Consider the following 15,746-nt stretch of genomic DNA (forward strand, 5'->3'; position numbering starts at 1 on the left):
CAGCCCCCCAGAAAGACGGGCCCCCGAAAAACGGGAACCCGGGGCTCAGGCGCGCAGGCCGAGCCGCTCGCCGGTATAGCGCCCGTCGCGGATCGGCGCCCACCACGCTTCGTTGTCGAGATACCAGTCGACGGTCTTGGCGAGACCCGACTCGAAGTCCTCGCGCGGCGTCCAGCCGAGCTCGCGGGCGATCTTCGAGGCGTCGATCGCGTAGCGCAGGTCGTGGCCGGGACGGTCGGCGACAAAGGTGATCAGGTCGCGGCGGCGGCTGCCGTCGGCGCGCGGCCGGCGCGCGTCGACGAGATCGCAGATCGCCTCGACCACATCGAGATTGCTGCGCTCGGCGTCGCCGCCGACGTTGTAGGATTCCCCCGGGGTCCCCTTCGTCAGCACCGTCGCCAGCGCGCGGGCGTGGTCCTCGACATAGAGCCAGTCGCGGATGTTGCTGCCGCTGCCATAGACGGGCAGCGCCTTGTCCTCCATCGCGTTGAGGATCATCAGCGGGATGAGCTTCTCGGGAAAGTGATAGGGGCCGTAATTGTTAGAGCAGTTCGACAGCACGACCGGCAGGCCGTAGGTGTGCCACCAGGCCAGGGCGAGATGATCCGACGCCGCCTTGGAGGCCGAATAGGGCGACGAGGGCTCGTACGCCGTCTCCTCGGTGAAGACCCCGGACTCCAGCGGCAGCGAGCCGTAGACCTCGTCCGTCGAGACGTGATGGAAGCGGAACGCCTGCTTCCTGTCCTCGGGCAGACCGGACCAGTAGTGCCGCGCCGCCTCTAGCAGCCGGTAGGTGCCGACGATGTTGGTCTGGATGAATTCCTCCGGCCCGTCGATCGAGCGGTCGACATGGCTTTCGGCGGCCAGATGCATGATCCCGTCGACCTGCTCCTCGACCAGCAGCGCGTGGATCGCGTCGCGGTCGCAGATGTCGATCTTGGCAAAGCGGTAGCGCGGATCGCCGGCGATCGGGTCGAGCGAGGACAGGTTCGCCGCGTAGGTGAGCTTGTCGACGTTGACCACCGCGTGGTCCGTGTCGGCGATCAGATGGCGGCACACCGCCGATCCAATGAAGCCGGCGCCACCGGTCACCAGGATCTTCATCGCAGGCACTCCTCAATACCGGAAATAGGCCGGCAGGTCCTTCAGACGCGGATGATGCCGATCCTTGTCCGACAGGATCGCCCCGGCCGGTTCGACCGGCCAGGCGATCGCGAGCGCCGGATCGTCGAAGGCCAGACCGTGGTCATTGTCGGGGGCGTAATAGCCCGTGACCTTGTATTGCACCTCGGTATCGGGCTCAAGCGTGCAGAACCCGTGGGCGAAGCCCGGCGGGATCCACAACTGGCACCAGTTCCCCGCCGACAGCTCGGCGGCCACGTGACGGCCGTAGGTCGGCGAGCCGACGCGGATATCGACGGCGACGTCGAACACCGCGCCGCGCGACACCCGCAGCAGCTTGCCCTGCGCATAGGGCGGAGACTGGAAGTGCAGCCCCCGGATGACGCCGATCTCGGAGGACATCGAATGATTGTCCTGGACGAACTCGGCGGCGATCCCGGTCGCCTCGACGAAGGTGTGGCGGTTCCAGGTTTCGGAAAAGAACCCGCGGTGATCGCCGTGTTTCTTCGGCGTGATCCGCAGGATGTCGGGGATTTCGCAGGGCTCAACCAGCACGGCCGTCGGCCTCCGATCCTAGTGTTCTTCCGCGGACCAGCGCGGGGTGGTGACGGGAAGGCTGCGCTGCAGGCGCTTGTCGCGCGACAGCGACAGGCGCAGGCTCCCGGGAAGCCGCGGCGCGTGGGCGCCGACCATCTGGCCGCTCACCGAGGCAACGTCCAGGGAAAGCCGCTTCAGCGTCGCGAAGGGCGAAATCCGGTTGCGCCAGGCGAAGGCGAGGTCGCGCTTGGCGAGATAGCCGATCGACAGGAAAGCACGGACCGGACGCGCGTTCAAACGATAGCCGAACAGGACGCGGAAGGCGTTCGATTCGTCGAACGAGCGCTGGAATCGCTCGAAAACGCCGTAATCGTGCGAATGGTAGACGACCGCGTCCGGCGCGTAGGCCTTGGCATAGCCGGCCTCGATCATCCGGTGCGCCCAGATCTGGTCCTCGGCGAACTCGACATCCGGATAGGGCAACGTCTCCCAGACGCTGCGCCTGAGGCACGAATTGTTGTCGGAGTAGAAGTGCAGGAACTGGCGCCAGCCCTGGTCGGTCTCGTATCGCTGCGGATCGGTCTTTCGGGAGACGACCGGCGGCTGCCTGGAAAAGCGGTCGAAATGAACCTCCAGGTCACGCTTGGTGAAGGGACTGGCGTCGGGATAGGCGACGTGGCGGCCGAAGGCGCCGGCGATACTGGGGTCCTGCTCGAGCGCCCCGACCAGCGCGCGCAGCCAGGCGTTGTCGACCGGCAGGGCGTCGTGGGTCAGGAACGCCACGTATTCGCTCGTTGTCAGCGACGCGCCGAGATTACGGGTGCGGCCATGGCCGAAGTCCTCCGGCGCGATCTCGTGCAGGCGCACGCCCGGCTTCGCGCGCGCATAGTCCTGGGTGCCGTCGCTGGAGCCTGAATCGATCACCAGCACCTCGTAGGGCCAGGGGCAGTCCTGCGCGAGCACGCGATCGAGCACGTCCCGGAAGATCCGGCCCGGGTTCTTGGTGGGAATGACGACTGAGACCTTCATGCGGTATCGGCGCTGGGCTCTCTAACCGGCTGCATCCGCCGGCGACGTCCGTCGCACCAGGTGTTTCGGCGTCTGCGGACTGTGATCGGTCTTGAGGATCTTCTCGATCCGATCCGGATGATAGGCCAGGCCCGCGAACGCGAACAGCTCCCGCAGCGGCTCGCTGTCGGCCTTTAGATCTTTATAGTCAATGGAGAACGTATTGGTCCTCCTGGAGGCTATGTTCTCGAACTTTCGGTCGCACGCCGCCAGCTTCTCCGCGAGCTTCCTCTTGTTCTTCTTGCTCTTGTAAAACCCGCTAGACGCGACCTTTTCGTGATCCCGGGTCAGGAAAACGTAGACGGGATCGGGAAATATCATGTCCATGAAATCGATATACTCGAGCAGATCCCGCTCGCCCATCTGCAAATAGCGGACTTCCTTGAACCCGATCGTGGTCGGGCCGGACAGCCACGGCCGCGGCACCGCCAGGACCTTGTAGACGGCCTGCCGGCACATGGCGATGAAGCCGGTGAGGTCGGCCTTGTCGATTCCGTAGAAGGGATGGTTGGGCTTCGTCCCGCCGCGCCGCTTCGACTGCACCAGCGCGCTGTAGGCCTTGTACAGGTTGTAGAAGAAATTGCCGTTCTCGCCCCGGATCAGCGTGCGGTCGGCCGTGTTCAGCAGCCCGACGAGGAGCGTCGAGCCGGTGCGACCGTAGGTGATGATGATCACGGATCGTTTGGCGCTCATATGCCGCCCTTGACGTCAGTCTTTGTGCCATCCGGCTCCCGATCGCGCGGGACGTCGCTTCGGCAAGCAGGGAGTGCTGGGGGTTCTATTGCTCAAGGCGAGCCGGGACAAGTCAAACCTGTCATGCCGCCGTATACAGGCTCCGCCGAGGCGAGGCCGGCGACGACCGATTGCTCGCCAAAGCCGCCTTCAGGCGGCCGCCGACGCCGCCCACGCTTTGGAAGCGACCATCAAGGAGACCGACGACGACGCGGTGGATGTGTTCGAAGCGGAAATGGGCTGAGCCGGGAACCAGCCGACGGGCAGAGCCGCGCGCTCTTGATTTCGCGGTCCCGTCTGTGCGACAGCGAGCGGCGACAAACACCCCTTGCGTGAGCGACCGGTACCAATGACCCATACACCCCACGAACTGCACGAAGAATTTCCGGAATACGCCGAGAAAATCCACGAGCTGAAGACGGCGAACAACCACTTCCACAAGCTCGCCGAGGAGTATCATCGCGTAAACCGCGACATCCATCGCGCCGAGACCGACGTCGAGCCGACCACCGACGACCATCTGGAAGAGATGAAGAAAGAGCGGCTGAAGCTGAAGGACGAGATCTTCGGCATGCTGCACGCCTGAGGCACGCCCCAGGCGCCGGAGGGCCCCGCAATGACGGAACCCGCCTATCCGCGCGACATGATCGGATACGGCCGCGACGTGCCGGAGGCCGACTGGCCGGCCGGCGCGCGCATCGCCGTCCAGTTCGTCATCAACTACGAGGAAGGCGGCGAGAACTCGATCCTGCACGGGGACGCCGCCTCCGAGGCCTTCCTGTCGGAGACCATCGGCGCGGAGCCGTGGCCCGGCAAGCGCCACTTGAACATGGAGTCGGTCTACGAATACGGCTCCCGGGCCGGATTCTGGCGGCTGTGGCGCCTGTTCACCTCACGGGGCGTGCCGGTCACCGTCTATGGCGTGGCCATGGCGCTGGCCCGCAACCCGGACGCGGTCGCGGCCATGACGGAGGCCGACTGGGAGATCGCCAGCCACGGCTACCGCTGGATCGAATATCGCGACATCGCCGAGGACGTGGAGCGCCGGCACCTGAACGAGGCGATCCGCATCCACGCGGAGACAACGGGCGAGCGACCGCTGGGCTGGTATCTCGGCCGCTGCTCGGAGAACACGCGACGGCTGGTGATGGAGGAGGGCGGCTTCCTCTACGATTCCGATTCCTACGCCGACGACCTGCCCTACTGGGTTTCAGGGCCCAGGGGGCCGCACCTCGTCATCCCCTACACGCTGGACGCCAACGACATGCGCTTCGCCACGGCGCAGGGCTTCAATTCCGGCGACCAGTTCCACGCCTATCTGCGCGACAGCTTCGACGTGCTCTACGCCGAGGGCGCCGCGCGTCCGAGGATGATGTCGATCGGGCTGCACTGCCGGCTCGCCGGACGGCCGGGACGGACGGCGGCGCTGGCGCGGTTCCTCGACTACGTGCTCGAGCACGAGGACGCCTGGGTGTGCCGGCGCGTCGACATCGCCCGGCACTGGCACGGCCGGCACAAGCCGACCGCCCGATAGCCGATGCCCGGCGCCCGTCAGGTTCCGTAGACGTAGGTTCCCGGCGCGTCTTCGAGGCAGGGCAGGCCCGCCTTCGGCGCGCCCATCGGCGGCGGTGCGACCAGGTCCTGGCCGCCGAGCCGCTTCAGCCAGGCGTCCCATTCCGGCCACCACGAGCCGTCCTTCCGTTCGGCGCAGGGCAGCCACTCGTCCGGGCTCTGATAGGGCGAATCGTCGACGCGGGTGGCGATGCGGTAGCGACGGTTCGGGTGGCCCGGCTCCGACACGATGCCGGCATTGTGGCCGCCGGAGGTGAGCACGAAGGTCACGTCGGTATTGGTGAACAGGTGCAGCTTGTAGACCGAGCGCCACGGGGCGATGTGGTCCCGCTCGGTGCCGACGAGGAAGAACGGCACGCGGATGTCGCGCAGGGCAATAACGCGACCCTCCACGGCGAAGCGGCCCGCCGTCAGCCGGTTCTCCAGGAACAGGCCGCGCAGATACTCGGAATGCATGCGCGCGGGCATGCGCGTCTGGTCGGCGTTCCAGGCCATCAGGTCGTTCTGCGTGCCGCGTTCGCCGAGCACGTATTCGCGCACCATCTTCGACCAGACCAGGTCGTTCGACCTGAGAAGCTGGAAGGCGCCGGCCATCTGATGGGTGTCGAGGACGCCCTGGTCCCACATCATGTCCTCGAGGAAGGCGATCTGCCATTCGTCGACGAACAGCATCAGCTCGCCGGCCTCGGAGAAGTCGGTCTGGGCGGCAAGCAGTGTGACGGAGGCGAGCCGATGGTCGCGGCGACGGCCCATGGTGGCTGCGGCGATGGCCAACAGCGTGCCGCCCAGGCAATAGCCGCAGGCGTGGATCTTCTCGTGCGGCACGATCTTGCCGACCGCGTCGATCGCCGCTATCACGCCCTGGGTGCGATAGTCGTCGAGGCTGATGTCGGCGTCCTTGCCGGTCGGGTTGCGCCAGGAAACCATGAACACCGTATGGCCCTGGCCGACCAGCCATTTGACCATCGAGTTCTCCGGCGACAGGTCGAGAATGTAGTACTTCATGATCCAGGCCGGGACGATCAGCACCGGCTCCTTGGCGACCTTCTTGGTCGTCGGCGCATACTGGATCAGCTCGATCAGGTCGTTGCGGTAGACGACCTTGCCGGGGGTCACGGCGACAGTCTCGCCGACCCGCCACTGCTCCAGCCCCGCCGGCCGCTGGCCCGAGAGGTGTCGGCTGACATCCTCCATCAGGTTGCGCCAGCCCTGGACCAGATTGCCGCCGCCGGTGCGCAGGATCGCCTGCTGGATCTGCGGATTGGTGAGCGCGGAGTTCGACGGCGCCAGCACGTCGACCAACTGGTCGGCCATGAAGGAGATCCGATCGGCGTTCTTCGAGTTCATGCCGCGGATCGGCGCGGCCGCCGCCCGCCACCAATCCTCGACGGCGAGATAGGACTGCACCATCAGGTCGAACGGGCGCGCCTTCCAGGTCGGATCGTCGAAGCGGCGGTCGCCGGGCGCCGGCGCGAACGGCGCATCGACGCCGTCGGTCCCGCGCATGGCCGCGTAAGCCGCGATCCTGGCCGCGTCGACAACCGCCTTCTGGGCGAGCTCGGTCTGGCGACCGGTCGAGACGGCCAGATGCGTCGACCAGTCGGCCCAGGCGCTCGCCAGCGCCCAGGGAGAGATGCCCTGCGTCCAGCGGGCGAGCAGCGCCCGGTTGACGCGGTCGAGCGTATCGAAGCGCGGCACGAGCTCGGCCTCGGGGGGCTCGGGCTGGCGCTGCCGGGGCGGTGCCGGGCGCCGCGCAGCGGCTTTTTTCGTCTCGGCCCCGGTCTCGGCCTTCGTTTCGGCACGTTCGGAGACGACGGTAAGCTTCGGAGTGGATCTTGCCATGGTTCGCTGCCATCCCAACAAAAGCGGCGGGGATCATTGATCACCCTCAACGTATTTAGGGAACGATCATGGCAACAATTGACCTCAATCGCGTGAACAGGGAGGTACTGGTCATGCCAGCGAAGAGGAAGCCGGCGGCGGAAAAGGCCACCAACAATCTGATGATGTTCAACCAGGAAGCGTTCGAGACGGCCATCGAAATGCAGATGGGCTTCCTCGAGACCGCGACCCGGTTCGCCAAGGAATTCACCGATTTCGCGGTGCGGCGGGCCGAAGCGAACAGCGAGGACCTGGCCAAGTTCGCAGGGGCCAAGTCGCCGCCCGAGCTGCTGCAGATGCAGCTCGAGCACATGCGCGCGATGTTCGAGGACTACACGACGGAGGCCAACCGCATCATCGGCCTTGCCGGCGAGACGATCGGCGAGGGCAGCGAGGCTGTCCGTTCGAGCTTTCTCAGCAAGGAAGAGCTGAAGAAGGCGGGCTGAGGCCCGAGAGTCCCAGACAACGAATTGCCCGGCGGATTGCCCGACCGATTGCCTGACCGGGCGCCCGGGCGGTTGCGATTGCCCGACCGGCAGGCCGGCGGGTAGAGTGGCGCCATGACCATTCGCAAGATCGTGGTGCCGGTACACGGGCATGCCGGAGACAGGGAGCGGCTGATTGCCGCAGGGGCCGTCGCGGCGCGGCTTTCGGCGCGCATCGAGGCGGTTTTCCTGCGCCATGATCCGCGCGAGGCGCTGCCGTTCGCCACCGGCTATATCGCCAAGGATATCGCCGATCAGTTCACCGACGCCCTTAAGGCGGAAGACGACGCTGCGGAGGCGCAGGCAAAGGCGACGCTGGAAGAACTGTCGTCGGACCCGCGGCTGGCCGGCGTCGAGTTCGCATCCTTTCCCGGCCCGCTCGAGGAAACCGTGGTGCGGCGGGCGCGCTGCGCCGATCTCGTCGCCGCCTCCCCCTACCGGCCGGACGAGTTCGCCGACATCCGGCGGGTCCGCGACGCGGCGCTGTTCGATTCCGGCCGACCGGTCCTGATCGCGCCGCCGGCCGCGCCGTCGGTGGTGGGAAACCGCTGCCTGGTCGCCTGGGACGGCAGCGCGGTGGCGGCGCGCGCGGTGGAGGCCTCGCTGCCGCTGCTGAGCAACGCCGAGGAGGTGAACGTGCTCGTCGTCGAGACGGACGGCCCACGGATCCGCGACACCGAGGAAATCGTCGAGTATCTCGACCTGCACGGGGCGGACGCGGAGATCGTCCGCGCGCCGCTGCAGGGAACGATCGGCGCGACGATGGTGGCGCAGACCGAGGCGCTGCAGGCCGATCTGCTGATCATGGGCGCCTACGGCCACGCGTGGCTGCGCGAGCATATGCTCGGCGGCACGACGCGGTACGTGATGCTGGAAACCAGGACCGCCGTGCTGATGGCGCACTGAGCCGTTCGCGGCTTAGGGCGGCAAGCGGGGCGGCGTGCGCCGCCCCTTCCGACCTTACACCTCGCCCTTGAACGCCTTGTCGAAGACGGCCCGCGCCATCTCCTTGGTCACGGTGACCGGGTTGCCGCCGGCGGTCGGGTCGACGATGGCCATCTCGGCGATCAGATCGGCCTTGCCGGCGTCGACACCGAGCTCCGCGACGGTGTGGGGGATGCCGATCTCCCGGCGCAGGTCCAGGATCCACTGCAGGAACGCGTCGAAGGACGGTTCCAGGCCGCAATAGGCGGCGAGCCGGACGACGCGCGCCTCGATCGCGGCACGGTTGGCGACCAGCACATAAGGCATGAACACCGCGTTGGTCAGGCCGTGGTGGGTGTCGTAGAGGGCGCCGACGGGATGCGACAGCGAATGGATCGCGCCGAGGCCCTTCTGGAAGGCGGTGGCGCCCATGGCGGCGGCGGCCATCATGTTGGCGCGCGCTTCGATGTCCGTGCCGTCGGCGACCGCGCGCGGCAGGTAGTCCTTGCACAGCCTGACGCCTTCCGCGCCGATGCCGTCGGCCATCGGGTGATAGCCGGGGGCGCAATAGGCCTCCAGGCAGTGGGCGAGCGCGTCCATGCCGGTGCCGGCGGTGAGTTTCGGCGGCAGGCCGACGGTCAGCTCGGGATCGCAGATGACGATCTTCGGCAGCATGTCGGGATGGAAGATCACCTTCTTGGTGTGCGTCGCCTCGTTGGTGACGACGCCGGCGCGACCGACCTCGGAGCCGGTGCCCGCCGTGGTCGGCACGGCGACGATCGGGGCGATGCCGTCGCGGTTGGCGCGGGTCCACCAGTCGCCGACATCCTCGAAGTCCCAGATCGGCCGGGTCTGGGCGGCCATGAAGGCCACGCACTTGCCGGCATCGAGGGCGCTGCCGCCGCCGACGGCGACGACGCCGTCATGGCCGCCGGCGCGGAACATCTCGACGCCGCCGGTGACGTTGGCCTCGACCGGGTTGGGACGGACATCGGAATAGACCGCCGCCGTCAGGCCCGCCTTGGTGAGGATTTCCACCATGTCGGCGATCATCGGCAGGCCGGCGAGGCCCGGATCGGTGACAAGCAGCGGCTTGGCCATGCCGACGGCCTTGCAGGCCTCGGCGAGCTCGGAGATGCGGCCGGGGCCGAAGCGCACGGCGGTCGGATAGTTCCAGTTGGCGGTAAGGTTCATTCGGGGCTCCGGAAAACGTCGCCGGCCTGTTCGGGCGCCGGCTGGTCAGGGATTGATCTTGATCCGCGCATTCCCGCGAAAACGGTAATCGCGCTGCGGGGTGTCCGCTTCACGCGAAGCTCGTGCGCATGTGCCAGGATTTCGGCCGGGTCAGGGTCTCGTAGCCGACCTTCGACAGGGTGGCGCCGCGACCGGTGTCCTTGACGCCGGTCCAGGCGAGGGCGGGGTCGAGATAGTCGCAGCGGTTCATGAACACGGTGCCGGTCTCCACCCTTTCGCCGACCTGCTCGGCCGCCGACAGGTCGCGCGTCCACACCGAGGCCGTCAGGCCGTAGGGGCTGTCGTTCATGAGCTGCACCGCCTCGTCGTCGTCGGCGACCGACATGATGCCGACGACCGGCCCGAAGGATTCCTCGACCATGACCGCCATCTGGTGGTTCACGTCGGTGAGCACCTGCGGGGCCATGTAGGGGCTGCCCCTGGCGTCGCGCGGAAAGTCCGTCGGGTCGAGATGCGCCCGGGCGCCGGAGCGCACGGCGGCATCGACCTGGCCGCGGACGAAATCGGCGGCGTCGCCCTTGACCATCGGGCCAAGCGTGGTCGCCTCGTCGAGCGGATCGCCGAGCACGTACTGGCGGGCGAGATCGACGAAGCCGTCGACGAACTCGGAATAGACGTCGCGATGCACGTAGATGCGCTCGATGCCGCAGCAGGACTGGCCGGAATTGAAGAAGGCGCCGTCGACCAGGTTCTCGATCGACTGCGTCATGTCGCAGTCGGCGCGCACATAGGCCGGGTCCTTGCCGCCGAGCTCCAGCCCAAGGCCGGTGAAGGTGCCGGAGGCGGCCTCTTCCATCGCCTTGCCGCCGGCGACCGAGCCCGTGAAGTTGACCTGGTCGACATGGCGGCCGGCGATGATCCGCGCCGTCTGGCCGTGGCTGAGCGTGAGGTTGCGGAACAGGCCGGACGGCAGCCCGGCGGCGTCGAAGGCCTTCTGGAAGCGGTCGCCGACGAGCAGGGTCTGGGCGGCGTGCTTGAGGATCACCGCGTTGCCGGCCATCAGCGCCGGAATGATCGAGTTGACCGCGGTCAGATACGGAAAGTTCCAGGGCGCGACGACGAAGACGAGGCCGAGCGGCTCGCGGCTGATCCAGCGGCGGAAGTTCTCCTTCGGCGTCGGATCGATGCGGGCGAGCGCCACATCGGCGATGTCGATCATGTAGCGGGCGCGCTCCTCGAAGCCGCGCAGCTCGCCGGCGCCGAACTTCACCGGGCGGCCCATCTGCCAGGCCAGTTCCGGCACGATCTCGTCGCGCATGGCCAGCATGGCGTCGACGGCGGCGGAGCAGATGCGGGCACGCTCGAAGACGGGCCGACGCTTCCATTCGGCCTGGGCGGATCGCGCCGCGGCGATCGCGGCATCGACTTCGGTGTCCGGGGTCAGCGGACGCTCGGCGTAGAGTTCGCCGTTGACGGGGGAAATACAGCGCACGGTGTCGGTCATGGCACTTACTGGTCCGGTACAGAAACGGGTTACGTCATTCGAAGGGACGGCCGGCGCGAGTCAACTGCGGCACGGCGTCCCGCGTTCAGGCGCGCTCGAAGCCCCGCGACAGCTCCAGGTCGGTGACGCGCCGGTCGAACTCCGCCTGCTCCCACTCGGCGGTGTGCACGTAGTGGTCGATGACGGCATCGCCGAAGGCGCCGCGCAGCATCTTCGATTTCTTCATCAGGGCGATCGCCTCGCGCAGGGTCGGCGGAATCTCGCGCAGCTTCTTGCCGGAATAGGCGTCGCCCTCGAAGGGCGGCTCGAGCTCGAGCTTCTGCTCGATGCCGGCGAGGCCGGCGGCCAGGATCGCGGCGAAGGCGAGGTAGGGGTTGAGATCGGCGCCGCCGACGCGGCACTCGATGCGCACCGCCTTGGTGTCCTCGCCACAGACGCGGAATCCGGCCGTCCGGTTGTCGTGGCTCCAGATCGCCCGCGTCGGCGCGAAGGTGCCGACCTGCTGGAACCGCTTGTAGGAGTTCATGAATGGGGCGAGGAACCAGGTGATCTCGCGCGAATAGGTGACGAGGCCGGCGACGTAGTGGCGCATCATCTTCGACATGCCGCGCGGCGCCTTGGGATCGAAGAACAGCGACGACTTGCCGGCGGCGTCCCACAGCGAGGAGTGGACGTGGCAGCTCGATCCGGCGAGGTCGTAGCGCCATTTCGACATGAAGGTGACGGCCTTGCCGTTCAGGTCGGCGATCTCCTTGATGCCGTTCTTTATGACGACGTGGCGGTCGGCCATGGCGAGCGCGTCGGCGTAGCGCACGTTGATCTCCGCCTGGCCGGGGCCCCATTCGCCCTTGGAGTTCTCGACCGGGATGCCGGCGGCCTGCAGGTTCGTGCGGATCGCCTGCATGACCGGCTCCTCGCGGGTGCACTGCAGGACGTTGTAGTCCTCGATGTAGTAGCCGGCCGTGCGCAGGTCGCGGTAGCCCTTGTCATGGGCCTCGCGGAAGGAATCGTCGAACAGGTAGAATTCCAGCTCGGAAGCGAAGAAGGCGCGCGCCTTCAGCGACTTCAGCCGTTCGAGCTGGCCCTTCAGGATCGCGCGCGGGCTGTGCGGGATCGGCTTGTGATGGTGGTGGTCGACGAGATCGCAAAGCACCAGCGCCGTCTTCGACAGCCACGGCACCGGCATCAGCGTCGACAGGTCCGGCTTGAACACGAAGTCGCCGTAGCCCTTCGACCAGTTGGCCGCGGCGTAGCCCGGCACCGGCTCCATCTCGATGTCGTTGGCGAGCAGGTAGTCGCAGCCGTGCGTCTCCTCGTGGGCCGACTCGACGAAGTGCTCGGCCTGGAAGCGCTTGCCGATCAGCCGTCCGATCATGTCCGGGAAACACACGATCACGGTGTCAATGTCGCCGGCCTTCACGGCCTTGGCCAGGGTTTCGAGGGTTAGCTTTGCTGCCATTGTCGCGTGCTTCCGTTGGTAAGTGTCAGCCAATCCGTGATCGCGGCGCCGCGACGGTCGAAACCGTCGTCGGGCCATGCCGCGAGCCGGACAGGAGGGGGCCGCGATGCCACGGCCGCCTGCTGTTCGGCCCGACGCCTTCCGGCGAAGGGACGGGCCCGGAGGCGGTTCCCCGGGCCCGAACCGAACTCAGACGCAGCGGTAGGGCGGCCCCGCCTTCTCCATCACGCCCGCGTATTTCTTCAGGATCTCGACCACCCGCTTCGAGCGGTCGCTTTCGGCGGCCACCTCTTCCCAGAAGGTCTCGGCGGCCTTCACGACCTGGTTCCACTCGGAATCGGGAATGGAGGTCAGCTCCAGCTTGTCGCCGTTCACGCGCAGGTTGGCCTCGCCGCCCCAGTACCACCACTGGCGATAGTAGTGCGAGGAGTCCATGCACAGCCTGAACAACGCCTGCAGGTGCTCGGGCACCTCGTTCCAGCGCTCGGAATTGGCGAAGAACGAGCCGATCCAGGCACCGGTGATGTTGTTGGTCAGGAAGTACTTGGTCACGTCGGCCCAGCCCACCGTGTAGTCCTCGGTGATGCCCGACCAGGCCATGCCGTCGAGCTCGCCGGTCTGGACGGCGACCTCGGCGTCCTCGTAGGGGATGTTGACCGGGATGACGCCGAACTGGGTCAGGAACCGGCCGGCGGTCGGGAAGGTGTAGACCCGCAGGCCCTTCAGGTCCTCGAGGCTGCGGATCGGCTTGGTGGTGTTGAAGTGGCAGGGATCCCACGAGCCGGCCGAGAGCCAGGTGACGTTCTCGACCTCCGAATAGGCCTCCTCCCAGATCTCCTTCAGGCCGTACTGGTTGAACAGCACCGGCACGTCGAGGGAATAGCGCGTGGCGAACGGGAAGTAGCCGCCGAACACCGACACGTCGACGGGGGCGGCCATCGAGTCCTCGTCGCTCTGCACGGCGTCGATCGTGCCGGCCTGCATGGCGCGGAACAGCTCGCCGGTCGGAACCAGCTGGTCGGCGGTGTAGAGCTCGATGACCATCTCGCCGTTGGCCACCTTGTTGAAGGCGTCGATGGCCGGCTTGACGACGTGTTCGGCGAGCGCCACGCCCGCGTAGGTCTGCAGACGCCACTTGATCGGCGACTGGCCGAGGACCGCCGGCGCTGCGAGCGCCGAGGCGCCGGTTGCGGCCGTCGCCACCCCGGCCGTCTTCAGAAACGCGCGTTTAGTCAGCTTCTTCGTATCGGTCATTTTCATCTGCTCCCTTCTCGTATCTTGCCCATCAAGACTGCGGCCGGGATCATCGGCCGGGATCGCCGCGAGCGTTTCGAACGACCCAACTCCTCCTCGTCTCCTTCGCGTCCCTGCGGACGCCGTTTCCTCCAGCCGCCTGAGCCTCTTCGCGTCCCCCTCAGAGTCCGTAGACCTTGTTGGGAAGCCACAGGGCCATTTCCGGGAAAACCATCAGCAGCACCATCGCCAGCACCATGACGATCACGAACGGGATGATCGATCGGTAGATGTCGCCAAGCGTGACCTCGGGCGGCGCCATCGCGCGCATCAGGAACAGGTTGTAGCCGAAGGGCGGCGTCATGTAGGCGATCTGGCAGGTGATCGTGTAGAGGACGCCGTACCAGATCAGGTCGAAGCCGAGCGCGCCCACCAGCGGCACGTAAAGCGGCGCGACGATCACCAGCATGGCGGTGTCGTCGAGGAACATGCCCATGAGAATGAAGGAGATCTGCATCATGATGATGATCTCCCAGGGGCCCAGGCCGAGCTTGTCGATGAACAGGTGCTCGATCGCCTTGACCGCGCCGAGGCCGTCGAACACCGCGCCGAAGCACAGCGCGGCGAGGATGATCCACATGAACATGGCGCTGATGCCGAGCGTCTTCTCGACGGTGGTGTGCAGCACCTTGAAGGTCAGCCGGCCCTTGACCAGCGCGGCGAGCGTGGCGGCGACGGCGCCGACCGCCGAGCTTTCCACGAGGCTGGTGTAGCCCATGACGAACAGGCCGGTCATCGAGAGGAAGATCAGGAACGGCAGGATGCCGGCCTGCAGCAACCGCATCTTCTCGCCCCAGCTGACCTGGCGCTCCTCCTTCGGCAGCACGGGACCCAGTTTGGGCTGCAGCGCGCAGCGGATCAGGATGTAGATGACGAACAGCCCCGCCATCACCAGGCCGGGGACGGCGCCGGCGAGCCAGAGCTGGCCGATGGGCTGGCGGGCGATCATGCCGTAGAGCACGAGCACGACGCTCGGCGGCACCAGGATGCCCAGTGACGACCCGGCCTGGATCACGCCGGTCACCATGATCTTGTCGTAGCCGCGCCTGAGCAGCTCGGGCAGGGCGATCGACGCGCCGATGGCCATGCCGGCGACCGACAGGCCGTTCATGGCGGAGACCACCACCATCAGGCCGATGGTGCCGACGGCGAGCCCGCCCCGCACGGGCCCGAACCAGACATGGAACATGCGGTAGAGGTCGTCGGCGATGCCCGATTCCGACAGCATGTAGCCCATGAAGATGAACATGGGCAGCGTCAGCAGCGGGTACCATTTCATCAGCTTCATGGCCGCCGAGAAGCCGAGCTCGGAGCCGCCGTCGCCCCACAGGAGCAGGGCCGAGGCGACCGCCACGAAGCCGATCGCGCCGTAGATGCGCTGCCCGGTCAGGAGCAGCAGCATCATCGTCGAGAACATCATGAGCGCGATCAACTCGTAGCTCATGACACGGCCTCCCCGCCGATTTCCTCGATAGGATCGCCGATCGCCTCTGCGAGGTTCTTGAAGAAGGTCGCGACCGCCTGAAGCAGGGTGAGAAAGATCGCGATGCACATGATGACCTTGATGGGCCACATCTTCGGCGCCCAGGCCGAATAGCTCTCCTCGCCGTAGCGGATGGCGTATTCGGTGCTGGAGTATCCGCCGGCCAGCAGCAGCACCAGGAAGAAGATCAGGAACAGGATCGTGACGGAATCGACGGCGGCCTTGGTGCGCGGCCGCCAGCGGCTGTAGAGCAGGTCCATGCGGACATGCGTGCCGGTCTGGAGCGTGTAGCCGCCGCCGAGCATGTAGTAGGCGACCATGACGAACTGGGCCATCTCCAGCGTCCACAGGGAGGGGAGGAAGAACGCCTTGGAGATCGCGGAATAGAACAGGATGCCGAGCATCCCGAAGATCAGATACATGGCGAACAGGCCGACCTTCCTGTTCAACGCGTCCACGTACCTGACGTATCGCTTCACGGTCTCAGGCATG

At 66.7% G+C, this 15,746-nt stretch carries 15 protein-coding genes; 4 read left to right on the forward strand and 11 right to left on the reverse strand.

Annotated features, from left to right (window positions below):
• Nucleotides 1-45: 45 nt before the first annotated feature.
• The 4 genes from rfbB to MUB46_RS09235 are packed head-to-tail and all read right to left on the reverse strand — an operon-like array spanning nt 46 to nt 3,420.
• Nucleotides 46-1,104, reverse strand: coding sequence for a dTDP-glucose 4,6-dehydratase (gene rfbB / locus MUB46_RS09220; RefSeq protein WP_261615609.1), 1,059 nt, complete (start codon nt 1,102-1,104; stop codon nt 46-48).
• A 12-nt stretch (nt 1,105-1,116) separates the two neighbouring features.
• The gene (gene rfbC, locus MUB46_RS09225; RefSeq protein WP_261615610.1) at nt 1,117-1,677 is read right to left on the reverse strand and encodes a dTDP-4-dehydrorhamnose 3,5-epimerase; all 561 of its coding nucleotides are present in this window, start codon (nt 1,675-1,677) and stop codon (nt 1,117-1,119) included.
• An 18-nt stretch (nt 1,678-1,695) separates the two neighbouring features.
• On the reverse strand, nt 1,696-2,688 hold the full coding sequence (locus MUB46_RS09230) for a glycosyltransferase family 2 protein (RefSeq protein WP_261615611.1): 993 nt from the start codon (nt 2,686-2,688) through the stop codon (nt 1,696-1,698).
• 21 nt (nt 2,689-2,709) lie between these two features.
• Nucleotides 2,710-3,420, reverse strand: a complete 711-nt coding sequence (locus tag MUB46_RS09235) for a sulfotransferase (protein ID WP_261615612.1) — start codon at nt 3,418-3,420, stop codon at nt 2,710-2,712.
• Nucleotides 3,421-3,808: 388 nt separating this feature from the next.
• On the opposite strand from MUB46_RS09235, the gene MUB46_RS09240 reads away from it, so the two are divergent.
• The gene (locus tag MUB46_RS09240) at nt 3,809-4,045 is read left to right on the forward strand and encodes an HP1242/YdcH family protein (RefSeq protein ID WP_261615613.1); all 237 of its coding nucleotides are present in this window, start codon (nt 3,809-3,811) and stop codon (nt 4,043-4,045) included.
• A gap of 30 nt (nt 4,046-4,075) precedes the next feature.
• Entirely contained in the window at nt 4,076-4,993 is a 918-nt protein-coding gene (gene puuE, locus MUB46_RS09245) for an allantoinase PuuE (RefSeq protein WP_261615614.1), read from the forward strand.
• 17 nt (nt 4,994-5,010) lie between these two features.
• Here puuE and MUB46_RS09250 read toward each other — a convergent pair whose 3' ends face one another.
• Entirely contained in the window at nt 5,011-6,873 is a 1,863-nt protein-coding gene (locus MUB46_RS09250) for a PHA/PHB synthase family protein (protein WP_261615615.1), read from the reverse strand.
• Between the two features lie 113 nt (nt 6,874-6,986).
• On the opposite strand from MUB46_RS09250, the gene MUB46_RS09255 reads away from it, so the two are divergent.
• Both MUB46_RS09255 and MUB46_RS09260 read left to right on the forward strand, forming a co-directional pair.
• On the forward strand, nt 6,987-7,358 hold the full coding sequence (locus tag MUB46_RS09255) for a phasin family protein (RefSeq protein ID WP_261615616.1): 372 nt from the start codon (nt 6,987-6,989) through the stop codon (nt 7,356-7,358).
• A gap of 114 nt (nt 7,359-7,472) precedes the next feature.
• Nucleotides 7,473-8,303 (forward strand): universal stress protein, encoded by an 831-nt coding sequence (locus MUB46_RS09260; protein ID WP_261615617.1) that lies wholly within the window; start codon nt 7,473-7,475, stop codon nt 8,301-8,303.
• Between the two features lie 54 nt (nt 8,304-8,357).
• Here MUB46_RS09260 and MUB46_RS09265 read toward each other — a convergent pair whose 3' ends face one another.
• The 6 genes from MUB46_RS09265 to MUB46_RS09290 all read right to left on the reverse strand — a co-directional run bounded on the left by MUB46_RS09265 (nt 8,358) and on the right by MUB46_RS09290 (nt 15,745).
• On the reverse strand, nt 8,358-9,515 hold the full coding sequence (locus MUB46_RS09265) for an iron-containing alcohol dehydrogenase (protein ID WP_261615618.1): 1,158 nt from the start codon (nt 9,513-9,515) through the stop codon (nt 8,358-8,360).
• Between the two features lie 109 nt (nt 9,516-9,624).
• Nucleotides 9,625-11,019, reverse strand: a complete 1,395-nt coding sequence (locus MUB46_RS09270) for an aldehyde dehydrogenase family protein (protein WP_261615619.1) — start codon at nt 11,017-11,019, stop codon at nt 9,625-9,627.
• A gap of 85 nt (nt 11,020-11,104) precedes the next feature.
• Complete coding sequence (locus MUB46_RS09275; protein ID WP_261615620.1) at nt 11,105-12,478, reverse strand: glutamine synthetase family protein; 1,374 nt, start codon at nt 12,476-12,478, stop codon at nt 11,105-11,107.
• A 189-nt stretch (nt 12,479-12,667) separates the two neighbouring features.
• The gene (locus tag MUB46_RS09280; RefSeq protein WP_261615621.1) at nt 12,668-13,732 is read right to left on the reverse strand and encodes a TRAP transporter substrate-binding protein; all 1,065 of its coding nucleotides are present in this window, start codon (nt 13,730-13,732) and stop codon (nt 12,668-12,670) included.
• Between the two features lie 160 nt (nt 13,733-13,892).
• Nucleotides 13,893-15,215 (reverse strand): TRAP transporter large permease, encoded by a 1,323-nt coding sequence (locus MUB46_RS09285; RefSeq protein ID WP_261615622.1) that lies wholly within the window; start codon nt 15,213-15,215, stop codon nt 13,893-13,895.
• Complete coding sequence (locus tag MUB46_RS09290; protein ID WP_261615623.1) at nt 15,212-15,745, reverse strand: TRAP transporter small permease subunit; 534 nt, start codon at nt 15,743-15,745, stop codon at nt 15,212-15,214. Before MUB46_RS09290 ends, MUB46_RS09285 begins: the two co-directional genes overlap by 4 nt.
• Nucleotide 15,746: the final 1 nt, after the last annotated feature.

The organism is Microbaculum marinisediminis (assembly GCF_025397915.1).
Classification (GTDB): domain Bacteria; phylum Pseudomonadota; class Alphaproteobacteria; order Rhizobiales; family Tepidamorphaceae; genus Microbaculum; species Microbaculum marinisediminis.

Bases quoted from the DNA above. Each gene is read 5' to 3' on its own strand.
- rfbB (WP_261615609.1), bottom strand. From the start codon at position 1,104: ATGAAGATCCTGGTGACCGGTGGCGCCGGCTTCATTGGATCGGCGGTG.
- MUB46_RS09230 (WP_261615611.1), bottom strand. From the start codon at position 2,688: ATGAAGGTCTCAGTCGTCATTCCCACCAAGAACCCGGGCCGGATCTTC.
- MUB46_RS09235 (WP_261615612.1), bottom strand. From the start codon at position 3,420: ATGAGCGCCAAACGATCCGTGATCATCATCACCTACGGTCGCACCGGC.
- MUB46_RS09240 (WP_261615613.1), top strand. From the start codon at position 3,809: ATGACCCATACACCCCACGAACTGCACGAAGAATTTCCGGAATACGCC.
- puuE (WP_261615614.1), top strand. From the start codon at position 4,076: ATGACGGAACCCGCCTATCCGCGCGACATGATCGGATACGGCCGCGAC.
- MUB46_RS09250 (WP_261615615.1), bottom strand. From the start codon at position 6,873: ATGGCAAGATCCACTCCGAAGCTTACCGTCGTCTCCGAACGTGCCGAA.
- MUB46_RS09255 (WP_261615616.1), top strand. From the start codon at position 6,987: ATGCCAGCGAAGAGGAAGCCGGCGGCGGAAAAGGCCACCAACAATCTG.
- MUB46_RS09260 (WP_261615617.1), top strand. From the start codon at position 7,473: ATGACCATTCGCAAGATCGTGGTGCCGGTACACGGGCATGCCGGAGAC.
- MUB46_RS09265 (WP_261615618.1), bottom strand. From the start codon at position 9,515: ATGAACCTTACCGCCAACTGGAACTATCCGACCGCCGTGCGCTTCGGC.
- MUB46_RS09270 (WP_261615619.1), bottom strand. From the start codon at position 11,019: ATGACCGACACCGTGCGCTGTATTTCCCCCGTCAACGGCGAACTCTAC.
- MUB46_RS09275 (WP_261615620.1), bottom strand. From the start codon at position 12,478: ATGGCAGCAAAGCTAACCCTCGAAACCCTGGCCAAGGCCGTGAAGGCC.
- MUB46_RS09280 (WP_261615621.1), bottom strand. From the start codon at position 13,732: ATGACCGATACGAAGAAGCTGACTAAACGCGCGTTTCTGAAGACGGCC.
- MUB46_RS09285 (WP_261615622.1), bottom strand. From the start codon at position 15,215: ATGAGCTACGAGTTGATCGCGCTCATGATGTTCTCGACGATGATGCTG.
- MUB46_RS09290 (WP_261615623.1), bottom strand. From the start codon at position 15,745: ATGCCTGAGACCGTGAAGCGATACGTCAGGTACGTGGACGCGTTGAAC.